At 61.4% G+C, this 15,430-nt stretch carries 11 protein-coding genes; 1 reads left to right on the forward strand and 10 read right to left on the reverse strand.

Annotated features, from left to right (window positions below):
* Nucleotides 1–110: 110 nt before the first annotated feature.
* The 9 genes from mutL to ACLB1Z_RS17620 form a co-directional block, all read right to left on the reverse strand.
* Nucleotides 111–1,937, reverse strand: a complete 1,827-nt coding sequence (gene mutL, locus ACLB1Z_RS17580) for a DNA mismatch repair endonuclease MutL (RefSeq protein ID WP_409561007.1) — start codon at nt 1,935–1,937, stop codon at nt 111–113.
* A 28-nt stretch (nt 1,938–1,965) separates the two neighbouring features.
* The gene (locus ACLB1Z_RS17585; RefSeq protein WP_409561008.1) at nt 1,966–3,291 is read right to left on the reverse strand and encodes a glucose-6-phosphate isomerase; all 1,326 of its coding nucleotides are present in this window, start codon (nt 3,289–3,291) and stop codon (nt 1,966–1,968) included.
* Nucleotides 3,292–3,647: 356 nt separating this feature from the next.
* Entirely contained in the window at nt 3,648–5,069 is a 1,422-nt protein-coding gene (locus tag ACLB1Z_RS17590; protein WP_409561009.1) for a M16 family metallopeptidase, read from the reverse strand.
* Between the two features lie 5 nt (nt 5,070–5,074).
* Nucleotides 5,075–6,439 carry a M16 family metallopeptidase gene (locus ACLB1Z_RS17595; RefSeq protein ID WP_409561010.1) on the reverse strand — a complete coding sequence of 455 codons (1,365 nt, stop codon included), beginning with the start codon at nt 6,437–6,439 and terminating at the stop codon, nt 5,075–5,077.
* A gap of 301 nt (nt 6,440–6,740) precedes the next feature.
* Entirely contained in the window at nt 6,741–7,220 is a 480-nt protein-coding gene (locus tag ACLB1Z_RS17600; RefSeq protein WP_409561011.1) for a hypothetical protein, read from the reverse strand.
* Between the two features lie 61 nt (nt 7,221–7,281).
* Nucleotides 7,282–7,791: a signal peptidase II gene (gene lspA, locus ACLB1Z_RS17605; RefSeq protein WP_409561012.1), complete on the reverse strand. Its 510-nt coding sequence runs from the start codon at nt 7,789–7,791 to the stop codon at nt 7,282–7,284.
* A complete protein-coding gene (ileS, locus tag ACLB1Z_RS17610) occupies nt 7,788–10,928 on the reverse strand; it encodes an isoleucine--tRNA ligase (RefSeq protein ID WP_409561013.1) in 3,141 nt (1,046 codons plus the stop codon). The genes lspA and ileS overlap by 4 nt, the downstream gene beginning before the upstream one ends.
* A 309-nt stretch (nt 10,929–11,237) precedes the next feature.
* Nucleotides 11,238–12,164: a bifunctional riboflavin kinase/FAD synthetase gene (locus ACLB1Z_RS17615; protein WP_409561014.1), complete on the reverse strand. Its 927-nt coding sequence runs from the start codon at nt 12,162–12,164 to the stop codon at nt 11,238–11,240.
* A gap of 70 nt (nt 12,165–12,234) precedes the next feature.
* The gene (locus ACLB1Z_RS17620; RefSeq protein ID WP_409561015.1) at nt 12,235–12,672 is read right to left on the reverse strand and encodes a MaoC family dehydratase; all 438 of its coding nucleotides are present in this window, start codon (nt 12,670–12,672) and stop codon (nt 12,235–12,237) included.
* 244 nt (nt 12,673–12,916) lie between these two features.
* Between ACLB1Z_RS17620 and ACLB1Z_RS17625 the strand changes: the two genes are divergently transcribed.
* The gene (locus ACLB1Z_RS17625; RefSeq protein WP_409561016.1) at nt 12,917–13,657 is read left to right on the forward strand and encodes a DUF1013 domain-containing protein; all 741 of its coding nucleotides are present in this window, start codon (nt 12,917–12,919) and stop codon (nt 13,655–13,657) included.
* A 13-nt stretch (nt 13,658–13,670) separates the two neighbouring features.
* Here ACLB1Z_RS17625 and ACLB1Z_RS17630 read toward each other — a convergent pair whose 3' ends face one another.
* Entirely contained in the window at nt 13,671–15,374 is a 1,704-nt protein-coding gene (locus tag ACLB1Z_RS17630) for a SulP family inorganic anion transporter (RefSeq protein ID WP_409561017.1), read from the reverse strand.
* Nucleotides 15,375–15,430 lie beyond the last annotated feature (56 nt).

The following is a 15,430-nucleotide window of genomic DNA, read 5'->3' on the forward strand; positions in this document are numbered from 1 at the left end:
TCCACACCACCGTCATGCCGACGGAGGTCGGCATCCGGGCCATTGGCAGCACTTGCGCCGTTTATGGTTGACTGGATCCCGGCCTTCGCCGGGATGACGCTTGGTATCGCTCAGCGCCGGCCGAACAGGCGTTCGATGTCGGTAAGTTTGAGCGCGACGTAGGTCGGGCGGCCGTGGTTGCATTGGCCGGAATAGGGCGTCGCTTCCATCTGGCGAAGCAGCGCGTTCATCTCTTCGACAGTCAACCTTCGCCCAGAGCGCACGCTGCCGTGGCAGGCCATGCGGGAGGCCACGCTATCGAGGCGATCCTTCAAAGCGCGCGGCGCGCCATCCGCCCGTATTTCGGCGGCGAGATCTTTCACCAAGCCTTCGACGTCGGTATCGCCCAACAGTGCAGGGGTTTCGCGCACGGCGACCGCGCCCTCCCCGAAGCTTTCCAGCACAAGGCCGAGTTCGGCAAGCTCGTCGGCGCGATCCGCCAACAACGCAGCGTCGTCGGCATCGAGTTCGACGATCGCCGGAATGAGCAAGCCTTGCGTCGCGACGCCGCCATTCGCCAGCGCGGTTTTCAATCTCTCATAGACGAGACGCTCATGCGCGGCGTGCTGATCGACGATGACGAGGCCATCGCGCGTTTGCGCGACGATGTAATTCTCGTGCACCTGCGCGCGAACGGCGCCGAGCGGCTTGTCGATCGTGTGCTCGGCGGCAGGGGGCGCGTGCATGACCGGCGCATTAGCGCTTGGCGCATCGAATACGGCGAACGGTGACGGCGTGGTTTCTGCAAAAGCCGGTGGCCGCGCGGGCGAGGGCATCCAACCGTAATCCGAAGGCATCTGAGGGGAATACTGTTGAGCCGCGGCATTCGGCAGAACGCCCGTCTCGAAACTCTCGACCGTCAGCACGCCGCCTTGCGCGGAGGCACGATGGCCCGCAGTCGCCAATGCGTCGGCCAGCGCACGCACGAGCATGGCACGGACGCGGCCAGAATCACGGAACCGCACTTCGGCTTTGGCCGGATGCACGTTCACATCCACATCCGACGGCGCGACGTCGAGAAACAGCGCCAGCAGCGGCGAGCGTCCGCGCGGAATGAGATCGCCGTAGGCTGCACGGACCGCGCCGATCAGCAGCTTATCCTTCACTGAGCGGCCGTTGACGAACAGAAACTGCTGCGTGCTGTCGGGGCGGTGCAGCGTCGGCAGACCTGCAAAGCCAAAGACGCGCATCGGAGCTGACGCCCCGCTCGCCGCGCCCGAGACTTCGAGCGCGTCGATCATGAACTCGCGCCCCATGATGGCGCCGATACGTTCGAGCCAGGCAGCCGAGGAGCGATCGCCTTGCGCGAAAACCGTTGGACGCTTTTCGCCCGTCTGCAGTGTGAAGCCGATGTCAGGATGCGCCATCGCCAAACGGCGGACGAGGTCGGTCACGGCCATCGCTTCGGCGCGCTCGGATTTCAGAAACTTCAGGCGCGCAGGCGTCGCGGAGAAAAGATCTCGGACCTCGACGACCGTACCGCGATTGACTGCCGACGGCGCTACGGGTGCTTTGGCGCCACGTGTGACGGCAATGGCCGAACCTTGCGCGACGCCGTCCGTGCGCGAACGTATCTCCAGCCGCGCGATTGAGCCGATGGACGGCAGCGCTTCGCCGCGAAAACCCAGCGAGCGGATGTCGAACAGATCTTCTTCGTCGAGCTTCGAAGTCGCGTGACGTTCGACGGCGAGCGCGAGATCATCCGGGCTCATCCCGGAGCCATCATCGGTCACACGGATGAGGGACAGCCCGCCGCCCGAGACTACGACCTCGATGTGCGTTGCGCCGGCGTCGATGGCGTTCTCGACAAGCTCTTTGACGACGCTCGCCGGACGCTCGATCACCTCGCCCGCGGCGATGCGATTGATCGTTTCTGGCGATAGCTGCCGGATCGCCACCTTGAACGTTCCCCCAGTCAAAAGGCGCCTAAGCGCCTTTCGCGAGGCGCTCTCTCGTCAGGACCTTCGCAAGCTCGACACCCGGTTGATCGAAGGGATCGACACCGAGCAAGCGCCCCGCGAGAATCGTTTCAATCATAAAATGCATCAGCAGCGCACCGATGGTCTTTTCGTCGAGTTTTGCAATGTCGATTGTTCGCACCGGACGCCCAGCGCGCGCCAAAGCCTCAGGCAGAGCATGCGACTGGGCGGAGACGATATCGCCGACGGTGTGGCCGCCAAGCATTTCGGCGCCAGCGATTCGCGCGAGTTCCGGGTCTATCCTGGGGCCAACGCCCTCGCTCGCGACACGCAGAATCGTCAAATAGTGATCGTGCGGACCATCCATGAAAAGCTGGAGCTGGCTGTGCTGGTCAAGGGGGCCAAGCGCGCCGATCGGCGTCGTCCCCTCGCCGCCCTTGCCGAGGCTTTCTGCCCAGAGTTGCACGAACCACGCCGAGAGGCGGCCGAGCTTGTCGGCGTAGGGCATCATTACGAGCGTGGCGATGCCTTTTTCCTTCGACAGCGCGACGGCGGTGGCGGCGCCGACGGCGGGCGCGAAATCAGATGCGGACTTGGCGGCGAGAAGCGCGTCGACCACGCTCTTGGCGCCAGCGCGAATGGCGCGCGCATCAAGACCGCGCGCGAGAGCAGCCATCAGGCCGACGTTGGTCAGGCACGAAAAGCGGCCGCCGATGCCGGTGTGATGCTCGAGCATGGGAATACCGAACGTCGACAGCAGCGTGCGTAGGCCATTCGTCTTGCCGGGCTTGTCGGGCTCGGTGATGCCGAGAAACATTTTCGGGATTTGCGCTTCGAGACCCGCGGCTTTCACCACCGTCAACGCGGCGATCGTTTGCGCCAGTGTTTCGGCGGTGCCCCCAGATTTCGACGTCACGATGAAGCGCGTCGTCGGCAGGTCTAGCGAGTCGAGAACACCTTGCAGCGTACCGCCATCGAGGTTGGCATAGAAGCGCGTACGAGGACGCTTGGCCTGTCCCGGGAGTGCGACGCCGTAAATGCCCCAGCCTGCGATCTGCGCGAAAGTCTCGCCGCCGAGGCTCGATCCGCCGGTGCCGAAGAAGACGAGCGTCTTGGCGCCTTCGGAAAGTTTCGCGAGCGCCGCTTCGGCGTCAGCGATGTCCTGCTCCTCCTCGGCGATGCGCAGAAGCGGGAGACGGTCCTTGCGATAGTCGTCTTTCAGGGTTTCGACATGCGGCCCGATGCTGTCGAGCCAAGAGGCGTAAGCCTGAGGCGCGAGACCGTGTTGGCCAATCGCGTTTTCGAGGCACCCGTCAATATTCTGCTGAAACATATTCCCGTCGTGTCGCTGCCCGTCTTGCATGGCCGCTTCAACGCTCCCTACCTAAATCCGTTCCGGCCTAACCGATTTCGGATGTGCGGCCAAGTGCGCTTCGCGTTATGCCAAGGGGAGCGTTAACCGGCGTGCCAACAGTTATGGGACATGTGCCTAAGAGATGTGCCGCAAAGACGCGGGACAGACCGGCCGTTATGCCGACGAAGAGCCTGCGCGAGCCGTATCGGCCCCGGTCAGGCACCGCAGTTGTTCTGCTTGGCTGGGTCCCGGCCGCCTCCAGGACGACGTAAATGGAAACGGGGTCACAAATGCCATCCTCGGATTAAATCCGAAGATGGCATTTTTGCTTTTTGTCAGCCACGGGTGGGGGCGGCGACCGCGGGTTGTAGAACCGGCGGTGTTGCAGCGGAGTTCATGCCCACCGGCTTACCGACAATCGTAACGACCAGATTGTCGGGCTGCAGGAAGCGAGCAGCGACACGCTTGGCATCGGCCAGCGTGACGGCGTTGATCATCGCATTGCGGTTCTCGACGTAGTCGGGGCCGAACCCTTCCTGCATCAGGCCCAGAAGCTGCGAGGCGATCTTCGAGTTGGTGTCGAAGCGCAACGCATAAGAGCCCGTGAGATAATCTTTCGCCGCCTGAAGGTCTTCCGCTGTCGGGCCGTTGTCGGCCATCTTCTTCATTTCGCTACGGATGATCTTGAGGCTCTCAGCCATCGACGCGTTCTTGGTCGCGACGCTGCCGACAAGGATCGATGCGTGCTGATAGGGCTGCAGATAGGTGTAAACCGAATAAGCCAAACCGCGCTTTTCGCGGACCTCTTCCATCAGCTTGGCCGAGAAACCGCCACCGCCGAGGATGTGGTTGACGACGAAAGCGGTGATGAAATCCGGGTCCTTGCGCGGCATGGCACCCATGCCGAACACGGCGACCGATTGCGGCACCCCCATTTCGATGATCTTCTGGCTGCCGCCCTTCACCGGCGCAGTCTGGGCGACGGGCGCCAGATCGGCCTTGGCGGGCAGGCCGCCGAAGACATCATCGAGCAGCTTGCCAAGCTCGGCAGCGTTGATATCGCCGACCGCGACGACCTTCAGATTGTCGCGCGCGAAGTTGTTCTTGTGATAGGCGACGAGATCATCGCGCGTGATCTTCGAGACGGTTTCGGCCGTGCCCGTCGCCGAACGGCCGTAAGGATGGTTGGGGAAAGCCTGCGCGTACCATTCACGGATCGCGACCTTGTCGGGATCTTTATCGGCATAGGCGAGGTTGGCGAGAAGCTGCTGCTTGATGCGCTCGACGGCATCGGTGTCGAAGCGCGGCTTCTGCACGGAAAGCTTCAACAGCTCTACGGCCTTATCGCGGTTCTTCGTCAACGTCTCGAACGAACCGTAGAGCGAATCCTTGCTGTCGTCGTAGCTCATGCGCATGGCGATATCTTCCATGCGCTCCTGATAGTCTTCGGATTTGATGTCGCCGGCACCCTCGTCCATCATCGCGGTGAGGAAGTTGGCGAGGCCTTCCTTGCCGACCGGGTCCTGGCTGCTGCCACCGTCAAATGCGTAACGCAAAGACAGCAGAGGAACGCTGTGCTCTTCGACGAGCCATGCCTCGATACCACCGGGAGATTTGATTTTCTGAATGTTCATGGCTGATGCTGGCTGACTGGCGGATGCGGTGAACAACAGAGCCAAGGCCGGAAGGGCCGAGACGATGCCGAAGCGGGCTGCATGGTGAACGACCTTTGCAGCCGCGCGTGAGATTGCTGTCATCAATATCACCTCAATACGCCGCCTGCGGACGGGGGCGGAAGATCGTCGTTGGCCTGGGCAACGCCCGACTGGTCGGGAACGAGGTAACCCGTCACCGAATCCTTGATGTCGAGGTACTGAGCAGCGGCTTTCTTCACGTCGTCGGTCGTGACCTTGGAGATATTGTCGGGCCACGCTTCGACTTCGGCGACCGTGCGGCCGACGGCGAGGTTCCAGCCATAGCGGCGCGCGAGCGTCGCCTGATTGTCGCTGTCGTAGACGTAGTCGGCGAGATAGCTGTTCTTGGCGCGCGTCAGCTCTGCGTCGGTGACGCCGTTCTTGACGATGTCGGCCAGGACAGCATCGATGCCGGCTTCGACCTTTTCGAGCGGCACGCCATCGGCGGCGATGCCGTAGAGCGAGATCGTGCCGCCGTCGAGACCGTAGCCGGAATAATCACCGCCGGCGCTGGAGGCGATTTTCTGCTCGACGACGAGCTTCTTGTAGATGCGGCTGGTGGAGCCCGAGCCTGCGATCTTCATCAGCAGGTCAAGCGCTTCGGCTTCGCCGGGCTTGGCCGTTACGTAGCTCGGCGCCTGATAGTAACGCTGCATCAGGTAATTGCCCGCTCGGGGATCTTTCAGCACTAAGCGGCGCGCGACAAGCTGCGGCGGCTCGCCCGGACGATGGCGAACGGAAGAGACGGCCGGATTGGCTGGGATCTTGCCATAGGTGTCTTCGGCGAGCTTCTTCACTTCGGCATCGGTGACGTCGCCCGAGACGACCAGGATGGCGTTGTTTGGCGCGTAATAGTGCTTGTAGAAATCAAGCGCATCCTGACGCGAGAGCTGCGCCATCTCGCGATACCAGCCGATCACCGGCTTATGATACGGGTGATTGAGATAGAGCGCGGCGTTCATCTGCTCATCGAGCAACGCAGAGGGATTGTTATCGATGCGCGAGCGGCGCTCCTCGAGGATGACGTTCCGCTCGGTCAGCACTTCCTTTTCGTCGAGCCGCAGGTTGACCATGCGGTCGGCTTCCATCTCCATCATCTTGCCGAGACGGTCTTTCGAGACGCGCTGAAAATAGGCGGTCGCGTCGTTGCCGGTGAAAGCGTTGTCCTGGCCGCCGAGACGGCTGACGATCTTGGAGAATTCGCCGACCGGAATCTTGTCGGTCGATTTGAACATCAGATGCTCAAGGAAGTGAGCGATGCCGGACTTGCCGAGCACTTCGTCTGCGGCGCCGACCCGATACCAGACCATGTGGGTTACGACCGGAGAGCGATGATCCGGAATGACGACGACTTCCATGCCGTTCGACAGCTTGAATTCCGAAGCACGGGTGCTGCCGTCGGCGGCGCGGGCGTGTGGGGTAACTGCGAGCATCAGGGTGGCCAATACGGTTAAGAGGCTAATACGGGAGCACGTCGCTAGACGCATTATGGCGATCCTTCGAACCGAATGCAGTAGTTTGCTCCCTAGCGTTTTTGATCCTACCCCAAACTGCAGAGCCGGGGATTACTTTCGCGAGAAGGCGCGGACGCCGGATAGCGGGAAGCCGTGCCAGTGAGCGGCAGATGGGCAATCAAAGTCAAATGACAAGGCGTTCATCTCAAGGCGCGTCAAACCCGCCCCGATCAATATTTTTACGGCGATGGAAATATTTGGTTATTGCTCTTTTGGGCGATCACTGCGTCGACGAAGTGTCTTCGCCGCCGGTGTCCTCATAGGGCTTTTTCTGCGTCCACTTCTGAACGGCCGTGAAAATCGACGGATGACATGAGCCAAGCGGACCCGACGCGGATTCGGCAGACGAGTCGCCCCGCTGCATCGGCTCCGTGTAGTTCTTCTGGCAATATTCCGCCTGCTGCTTTTCGAGCGCGGCCTGATCGACAACCTTCTTTCGATCGGGGTCTTGAATGGAGGCAAGCGACGGCTGGTCGGCCCTTCCGCTTCCGGGTGGCGGCAGCGAGTCTGTCGGCGGCAGCGTCAGCGGCTGGCGGACGGCCATTTTGGGATCGCCTTCCGGGGTGGACGGGCCGTTCAAACCAACAGCGTCAAAGACCTTGCCGTTCAATTGCACGCCGTCAATTCCGCCGCAGCCGGCCAGAACCAGCGTCAGCGCCGATACGCAGAAACTGATTTTCGGACCGTTTTTCAACGACATGCTTTTATGTCCGTGTCCCACCGACACGCCCCCGAAGCCCAGTTAGGCCGACTTTGCGGCGCTAATGCGACTCGCCCCTGAAGGACTCATACAACAAGCCAATTACCCCGGCAACGATGGCTACATCAGCGATGTTGAAGACGTACCAGTGAAAACCGTAGGCGTGGAACGAGAAGAAATCGGCAACACCGCCCAGATGCAGCCGATCGATGGCATTGCCGAGCGCGCCGCCAATGATCAGTCCGAGGCTTAAGGCCATGAGGCGGCTGCCACGGCTCCAGTTGAGCCAAAGCCACAGACCGAAGCTGGCGGCTACGGCAAAAGCAACGAGCAGATATTGGCCGGTCATGCTCGCCTGATTGAAGAGCGAATAGCTGATGCCGATGTTCTTGACGTAGACGAGATCGAGGAACGGACCGACCGTGACGCGGCCCTTCGCTTCGATGTCGTAGACGTGCAGCATCCACCACTTGTGGAGCTGGTCGATTGCCATCGTCAGGACGATGACGGCAAACGCCAGCGGCGCCGAGCGGCTCCAGAAGATGCTTCGCGAGGACGCTACATCCGTCATACCGTTGCTCCGGCGTCGATCTCGCGCATGGCGGCGGCGTCGCGCGCCGACAGTTCCGGATACGCTGGATCGGAACCGATGTCCTTCGTGATGCGCCACGAACGCGCGCACTTTTTCCCTTCGGCGCGTTTTACGACAACGCCAACGCCGGGCTCGTTCGGAAGCGTGAAGGCAGCGCTTGGCGGCGCATCGGCCGAGATCGAAATGCCCGACGTGATGCAGACTTCCGCCATGTCGACGCCGTCAAGACCCGACATCAAATCCGCGTCGGTGACGAACACGTCGGGCGCGGCTTCGAGCGACGAGCCGATTTTCTTTTCGGCTCGGGCGATTTCGAGCGCGCCTGTCACGACGCTGCGGACTTCCTTCACGCGATCCCACTTGGCAGCCAGATTGTCGTCGCGCCACTCGCGCGGAATCTTCGGGAACGGCATTAAGTGCACGCTCTCGGCTTCATCGGGCTTGTAGAGCAGCCATGCCTCTTCTGCGGTGAACGACAGGATCGGCGCGAGCCAGCGGATCAGCGCATCGCACAGCTTGTCGATGACGGTGAGCGCCGCCTTGCGCTTCAGGCTCGACGGCGCTTCGCAGTAGAGCGTGTCCTTGCGGATGTCGAAATAGAATGCCGACAGCTCGGTATTCATGAACTGCGAGAGCAGGCCGATGATCTTGCGGTAGTCGTAGTGCTCATAAGACTTGCGGATCTCATGATCGAGTTCGGCAAGACGATGCAGCATGAGCCGTTCAAGCTCGAACGGCTTCATCGCCGTCACGGGCACCGCCTCTTCGGGCTTGAAGTGCGCGAGCGCACCAAGCATCCAGCGCAGCGTGTTCCTCAGCTTGCGGTAGGTTTCCGAGAATGTCTTCAGGATTTCCGAGCCGATGCGCAGATCGTCGGAATAATCGGACGCGGAAACCCAGAGGCGAAGAATATCGGCGCCGGACTTCGACATCACATCCTGCGGCGCGACGACATTGCCGAGCGACTTCGACATCTTCTGCCCCTTCTCATCCAGCACGAAGCCGTGAGTCAGCACGATGTCGTAGGGCGCGTCGCCGCGCGTACCGCAGCTTTCAAGCAGGGACGAATGGAACCAGCCGCGATGCTGGTCGGAGCCTTCGAGATACATGACGCGGTCCTGGCCACCCTCGCGCTTGCGGCGTAGGCCTTTGAAACCGGGGAAAGCCGTCGGATCTTCAAGCGTGAAGGCGTGCGTCGATCCTGAATCAAACCAGACGTCGAGCACGTCTTTCACCTGCTCCCACTTGTTCTTGTCTTTCGGCGAGATGAAGCCTTTGAGGAAGCGATCTTTCGCGCCTTCCTCGAACCAGACGTCGGCGCCTTTTTCGTAGAAGGCTTTTTCGATGCGAGCGATCAGCTCGTCCGACTTTTCGAAGCCCGGGCCGGGGATGACCTCGTCCGTCTCGACGTTGCGGAAAACGGTGATCGGCACCCCCCACGCACGCTGGCGCGAGACGACCCAGTCGGGCCGGTTCTCGATCATGCCGGTGATGCGGTTCTCGCCCGCTGTCGGCACCCACGCGACACGCTTGATCTCTTCGAGAGCAAGCTGGCGGAGCGTTGGCGCGTTATGTCCTCTTTTGTTGGCGCTTGACGACTCCCCTTCGGAGAGCCGGCCGCCAAGCGCGGAAAGTGGCTTATCCATCGAGATGAACCACTGCGGTGTGTTGCGGAAGATGACCGGCTTCTTCGAACGCCACGAGTGCGGATACTGATGCTTCAAGCGTCCGCGGGCGATGATGTTTCCGGCTTCGGCCAACGCCTTGATGACGGCGTCGTTGGCGTCGCCCTTATCGCCGTTCTCTTTCAACACGCGCTTGCCTTCGAAGCCGGGTGCTAATTTCGTCAGCATGCCATCGGCGTCGACGGTGAAGGGGATTTCGGTGTCGATGCCGCGATCGCGCAGCTTCTTCTGGTTCGCGATCCAGATGTTGTAATCGTCAGCGCCGTGGCCTGGCGCGGTGTGGACGAAGCCCGTACCGGCGTCGTCGGTGACGTGATCGCCGTCGAGCATCGGCACATCGAAGGCATAGCCGAGGTCGCGCAGCGGATGCTCACATACGAGATGGCGCAGCTCGAAGGCGCTGACTGTTTCGCGCTTCTCGTACGCTTCGACCTTGGCTGCCTTCATCACGTCGGCGGCAAGCTTATCGGCCAGGATGTAACGGTCGCCGACCTTCGCCCAGTTGCCGTCGGGCGCAGCCGTCACCTCGTAAAGCCCATAGGTGATCTTCGAGGAGAAGCTGATCGCGCGATTGCCGGGAATCGTCCACGGCGTCGTCGTCCAGATGACGACGGAGGCGCCAAGTAGATTGTCCGGCGTCCACTCGGGATGGAGTTCGGGCGGCAGATCGGCTTGCGAGATATAGTCGAGTTCCGGGAGCGCCTTCGCTGGGAACTTCACCCAGATCGTGTCGGACTGATAATCCTGGTATTCGATTTCAGCCTCAGCCAGCGCCGTCTTCTCGACGACGGACCACATGACCGGCTTCGAACCACGATAAAGCTGACCGGTGGCGGCGAACTTCATCAGCTCGCGCGCGATGATGCTTTCGGCACGATAGTCCATTGTGAGGTATGGGCGTTCCCAATCGCCGACGACGCCGAGACGTTTGAATTCCTCGCGCTGGATGTCGATCCAATGAGCGGCGAATTTGCGGCATTCATCGCGGAAGGCGTTGATCGCTACGGGGTCGGAGAAGTTCGGTTTCTCGTTGCCCTTGGCGCGGTACTGTTCCTCGATCTTCCATTCGATCGGCAGGCCGTGGCAGTCCCAGCCCGGAACGTAGTTTGAATCGTTGCCGAGCATCTGGTGCGATTTGACGACCAGGTCCTTCAGGATCTTGTTCAGCGCGTGGCCGATGTGGATGTTGCCGTTGGCGTAGGGCGGGCCGTCGTGGAGGGTGAACTTCACTCGGCCTTTCGACTGTGAACGCAGCTTTTCGTAAAGGCCGATCTCGTCCCAGCGCTTCAAGAGCTTGGGTTCGAGTTCGGGCAACCCGGCGCGCATGGGAAAGTCGGTCTGCGGCAGGAACAGCGTTTTGCCCCAATCGCGTCCGGCAGCAGCTTCCGGAGTTGCACCTGCCTTGTCGGCAGCCTTGGCGTCTTTCGACATCAGTTGAGCTTTCAATTCCAAAGGAAATCAGCGCGGGTTCTAGCAAGGTGCGTTCGCCAAGTCATCCTGCGCCTGACTGCGGCGCCTCCCACCAACTAACGTCATCCCGGCGCAGGCCGGGATCCAGACAAGCCTTGGAAATCACACTTTTTTCCGGCTTGGCTGGGCCCCGACCTTCGTCGGGGTGACGGTATGGATGGGGAGATCGGATGTTTTCAGCTTGTTATCGTCGGCTCTGTGCCGAGGATACATTTATCCACTTGCTTCGCTGCCGATGAATCCTCGGGCCGAGCCCGAGGATGACGAGGGTTAAGACTTGGCCAAAACCGCTTTCACCGCCGCGATGTCTTTGTCCATCTGGGCGACCAGCTCTTCGACCGTGTGAAATTTCCGGTCGGCGCGAATGAAATCAATGAATTCGACTTCCATGTCGCGGCCATAGAGGTCGCCGTTGAAGTCGAACAGGAAGACTTCCAGCACCGGCATGCCGTCGTCGAACGTCGGCCGGGTGCCGAGATAGGCGGCGGCGTCATGCGGCACACCGTCGAAATAGGCCTTCACAGCATAAATGCCATGGCCGAGAGTCGTCCCCTTCGGCATCGGCAGGTTGGCGGTCGGGTAACCCATGCCGGTGCCACGCTTGGCGCCGCCGACGACCTTGCCCGCAACGCGCCAAGCCTCACCCAGCATGTGGGCGGCGCCTTTGACATCGCCCTGCGCCAGATAGAGCCTGACGGCCGAGGAAGAGAACGGTTCGCCCGCTTCGGCAACTGGCGGCATGACGGTCACTCCAAATCCAAGTTCTTCCCCGGCGCGCAACATCATCTCCGGATTGCCGCTGCGCTTATGGCCGAAATAAAAGTCGTAGCCGATCACGACGTGGCTGGCGCCAAGGCCCGCCACGATCACGCGCTGGATGAAGTCTTCGGCAGTCAGCCCGGAGATTTCGGCGTTGAACGGCTCGACAAACGCAATATCGAGACCGAGGCCCGCGAAGATCTCGAGTTTGCGCCTGAGCGGCGTCAACCGGAAGTGGGCCTCGTTCGGCTGAAAAAACTCGCGCGGATAAGGCTCGAACGTGAGCACAGATGCGCGGACATTCTTTTCGGTAGCGCGCGATTTCGCTTCCGAGATCAGCGCCCGATGGCCGCGATGGACGCCGTCGAAATTGCCGATGGCGACGGCCGAACCGCGATATTCCGGCGGAACGTGCTTGTATCCATGGATGACGTGCATTCGGCGCAGCCTCGTCGGAGTTCCCGGTGGCATACCTATTAAGGGAAAACGATCGCGGGCTAGACTGCCTTTACCTCGGCCGGCCAGGAACCATCAGAACTGCTTCGCCGGTCAGCACCGGCTTACCTGCGACGGAGCACAAGCACTCGAAGCGCGCGCGCTTTTTATCGGGAATGAGTTCGACGAGCCGGACCAGGGTTTCGACGCGGTCGTCAATCTTGACGGGGCCGCGGAAATTCAGCGTCTGGGAAATGTAAATGGCGCCGGGACCGGGCAGCTTCATGCCGAAAATGGCCGAGATGTAGCCCGCCGACAGAATGCCGTGCGCAATCCGTTCCTTAAAGATCGTCTTGGCGGCGTATTCAGAGTCGAGGTGGACCGGGTTGTAGTCACCAGACAGCGCCGCGTAGGCAACGATATCCGCCTCGCTGACTATTCGCGACATCGAGGCTTCCTGACCGACCTCTAAGTCTTCGAAATATTTGGTTCGGCCGGCTGTTGCGAGCATTCAGACGTCCCTGCATGTTATTGAGCCAGATCATTGGACCAAGCCATTTTTCTCGAACACTAACCCGCTACAAACGCTGGCTGCAACCATACTGGACCAGTTATGGCTGCGGCCTTGTTGCATTTGATTAAGGCAATGAGCCTTGCATCGAGGCGGTTGGAGGCGTTATAAAGGACCATTCCCCTTTAATTTACCGTTTTAGCCGCCCTTCGCGACCCGTTGCGAAGGACCGAACGAGGACATCATGAGCGACCGCCGCCCCCTAATGCCGAAAGCCACCGCCGTTTGGCTGGTGGAGAACACGGCGCTCTCCTTCGATCAGATTGCCGAATTCTGCGGCCTGCATCCGCTTGAGGTTAAGGGTATCGCCGATGGCGAAGTGGCGCAGGGGATCAAAGGCATGGACCCCGTGACGACGGGGCAGCTGACGCGCGAAGAAATCGCGCGGGGCGAAAAGAACCTTGCTCATAAGCTCCAGCTTGCCGTCAGCAAGGTCGAGCTGCCGCCGATGCCGCAAACGCGCAAGGGACCGCGCTACACGCCGGTTTCGCGCCGTCATGACCGGCCGAACGCGGTGCTCTGGCTGCTGCGTAACCATCCGGAATTGAAAGACAGCCAGATCATGCGCCTTGTCGGGACGACGAAGCCGACGATTGCGCAAATCCGTGACCGCACGCACTGGAACTCGGCACAGCTGACGCCGCAGGATCCGGTGACGCTCGGCCTTTGCTCGCAGATCGATCTCGATGCCGAGGTGAAGAAGGCTGCACGCCGCACGGAGCGAGATCGCAAGGAAACTGGCGGCGAAGAGTTGGAACGCGCCGGGACGCTGCTGCCCGCCGCCGAGACGACGGCTCGAGCCGAAATTCTGGCGCCGAAGGCTGCTGAAGAATCTGAAGAGACGCCCGAGCAAGAGCAGGCTCGCGTTTTCGCCAAGCTCAAGGAAATGTCGTCTGCACCCAAGGACGAGTCCGAAGACGAGTAACGGCTGTTCGCCGTTACTTGATCGTCTTTCCGCTCCGGTACGAAGCGACCGCATCCTCGATCTGCGCCGCATAATGCACGAGCGGCGTGCGAAGTCCGGCAGCCAGGAGCGTGCGACGCACGTTCCGGTTGGCTGACGTGAAATAAAGCTTCGTCCCAGAGCGCGTAAGCTTGTGCGCAAAGCCCTCCAGCGTGCGCGCCGCCGTGCTGTCCACGAGCGGCACGTCCGCGAAATCCAAAACGAAAAGTTTCGGGCTGGCGCCAACGCGGTCCAGCACCGTGCCGACGGCCGCGGTCGCTCCGAAGAAGAACGCGCCGGAAATGCGGTAGACCATCACGTCGTTGCCGAGATCCACGGGCTGCTCGGTATCGGAGACATCGGCGACATCGTCCCTGATGAGAGGCGCGCCGGTTTCGATCTCGACGGCTTCCGCCATGCGATGAAGAAAGAGGAAGGCGCCGAGCGTCACGCCGACCGCAATGGCCGTCGTCAGATCGACCAAAATCGTCAGCAGAAAGGTTGCGAGCAGAACGGCGGCGTCGCCCCACGAGGAGCGTAACAGCGCCGCAAACTCCGCCTTTTCCGCCATGTTCCAGGAAACGATCGCGAGAACGCCGCCAAGGCTCGCAAGCGGAATATAGGCCGCGAGCGGCGCGGCCACGAGCATGAACAGCAGGACGAAGACCGCGTGCAGCATGCCCGAAACGGGGCCGTGCGCTCCGGCGCGGACGTTCGTGGCGGTGCGCGCGATCGTTCCCGTCACGCACATGCCGCCGAACGTGACGGCCGCAATGTTGGCCGCGCCCTGCGCGACGAGTTCGCAATTCGAGCGGTGACGGCGGCCGGTCATACCGTCGGCGACGACAGCGGAAAGCAAACTTTCGATGGCGCCGAGAAGTGCAATTGAAATGGCGTCGGGTAGTGCAGCCTGCAATTTGGCAATATCGAACGCCGGCAAATGCGGCGCGGGCAACGTGCGCGGCACTTCGCCAAACCGCGAGCCGATGGTCGCGATGTCGAGACCCAACACCCAGGCGAGGACAGAGGTCACGCCCACGGCGATCAGCATTCCCGGCCAGGTCGGCCTCCATCGGCGCAAGCCGACGATCAACGCAATCGACAATATAGAGATTGCAAGGGTCGCCGGATTGAGCGTTCCGATATGGGAACCGAGCGCGGCGAGCTTGGGCAATAGCGCGGCAGGCTCGTGGGCGAGATTGAGGCCCAGGAGATCCTTGATCTGACTGGCGAAGATGATGACGGCGATGCCCGCCGTAAAACCGACCGTCACCGGAAACGGGATATACTTGATGTAGGTGCCGAGGCGCAGAAAGCCGGCCGCCATCATGATCAGGCCCGCCATCGCGGTCGCCAAGACCAGGCCGTCATAGCCGCGCTGTTCCACGATGGTCGCGATCAACACGATGAAGGCACCGGCCGGGCCGCCGATCTGGTAGCGGCTGCCGCCGAGCGCCGAAATCAGAAAGCCGCCGACGACGGCCGTGAACAAACCTTTTTCGGGCGAGAGCCCGGAACCTATGGCAATGGCCATCGACAAAGGCAGAGCCACGATGGCGACGGTCAGACCCGCGACGGTATCGGCGCGCAGGTCATTCCAGCGGTATCCCTCACGCAAGACCGTCACGAGCTTGGGCGTGAACAGGTCAGCCCAGCTCGGTCGTCCGCGTGCGGAGCTACCGGTTACCGAAGTGTCCATGTCTCCGTCTCCCATTTTGACAAGGAGCGGCGAGATCGTCGGCTGCACCGTCGGCG

Origin of the sequence: Hyphomicrobium sp. MC8b, from assembly GCF_905067615.1 — a bacterium.
Lineage (GTDB): Bacteria > Pseudomonadota > Alphaproteobacteria > Rhizobiales > Hyphomicrobiaceae > Hyphomicrobium_B.

Bases quoted from the DNA above. Each gene is read 5' to 3' on its own strand.
- ACLB1Z_RS17585 (WP_409561008.1), bottom strand. From the start codon at position 3,291: ATGTTTCAGCAGAATATTGACGGGTGCCTCGAAAACGCGATTGGCCAA.
- ACLB1Z_RS17590 (WP_409561009.1), bottom strand. From the start codon at position 5,069: ATGACAGCAATCTCACGCGCGGCTGCAAAGGTCGTTCACCATGCAGCC.
- ACLB1Z_RS17595 (WP_409561010.1), bottom strand. From the start codon at position 6,439: ATGCTCGCAGTTACCCCACACGCCCGCGCCGCCGACGGCAGCACCCGT.
- ACLB1Z_RS17600 (WP_409561011.1), bottom strand. From the start codon at position 7,220: ATGTCGTTGAAAAACGGTCCGAAAATCAGTTTCTGCGTATCGGCGCTG.
- lspA (WP_409561012.1), bottom strand. From the start codon at position 7,791: ATGACGGATGTAGCGTCCTCGCGAAGCATCTTCTGGAGCCGCTCGGCG.
- ileS (WP_409561013.1), bottom strand. From the start codon at position 10,928: ATGTCGAAAGACGCCAAGGCTGCCGACAAGGCAGGTGCAACTCCGGAA.
- ACLB1Z_RS17615 (WP_409561014.1), bottom strand. From the start codon at position 12,164: ATGCACGTCATCCATGGATACAAGCACGTTCCGCCGGAATATCGCGGT.
- ACLB1Z_RS17620 (WP_409561015.1), bottom strand. From the start codon at position 12,672: ATGCTCGCAACAGCCGGCCGAACCAAATATTTCGAAGACTTAGAGGTC.
- ACLB1Z_RS17625 (WP_409561016.1), top strand. From the start codon at position 12,917: ATGAGCGACCGCCGCCCCCTAATGCCGAAAGCCACCGCCGTTTGGCTG.
- ACLB1Z_RS17630 (WP_409561017.1), bottom strand. From the start codon at position 15,374: ATGGACACTTCGGTAACCGGTAGCTCCGCACGCGGACGACCGAGCTGG.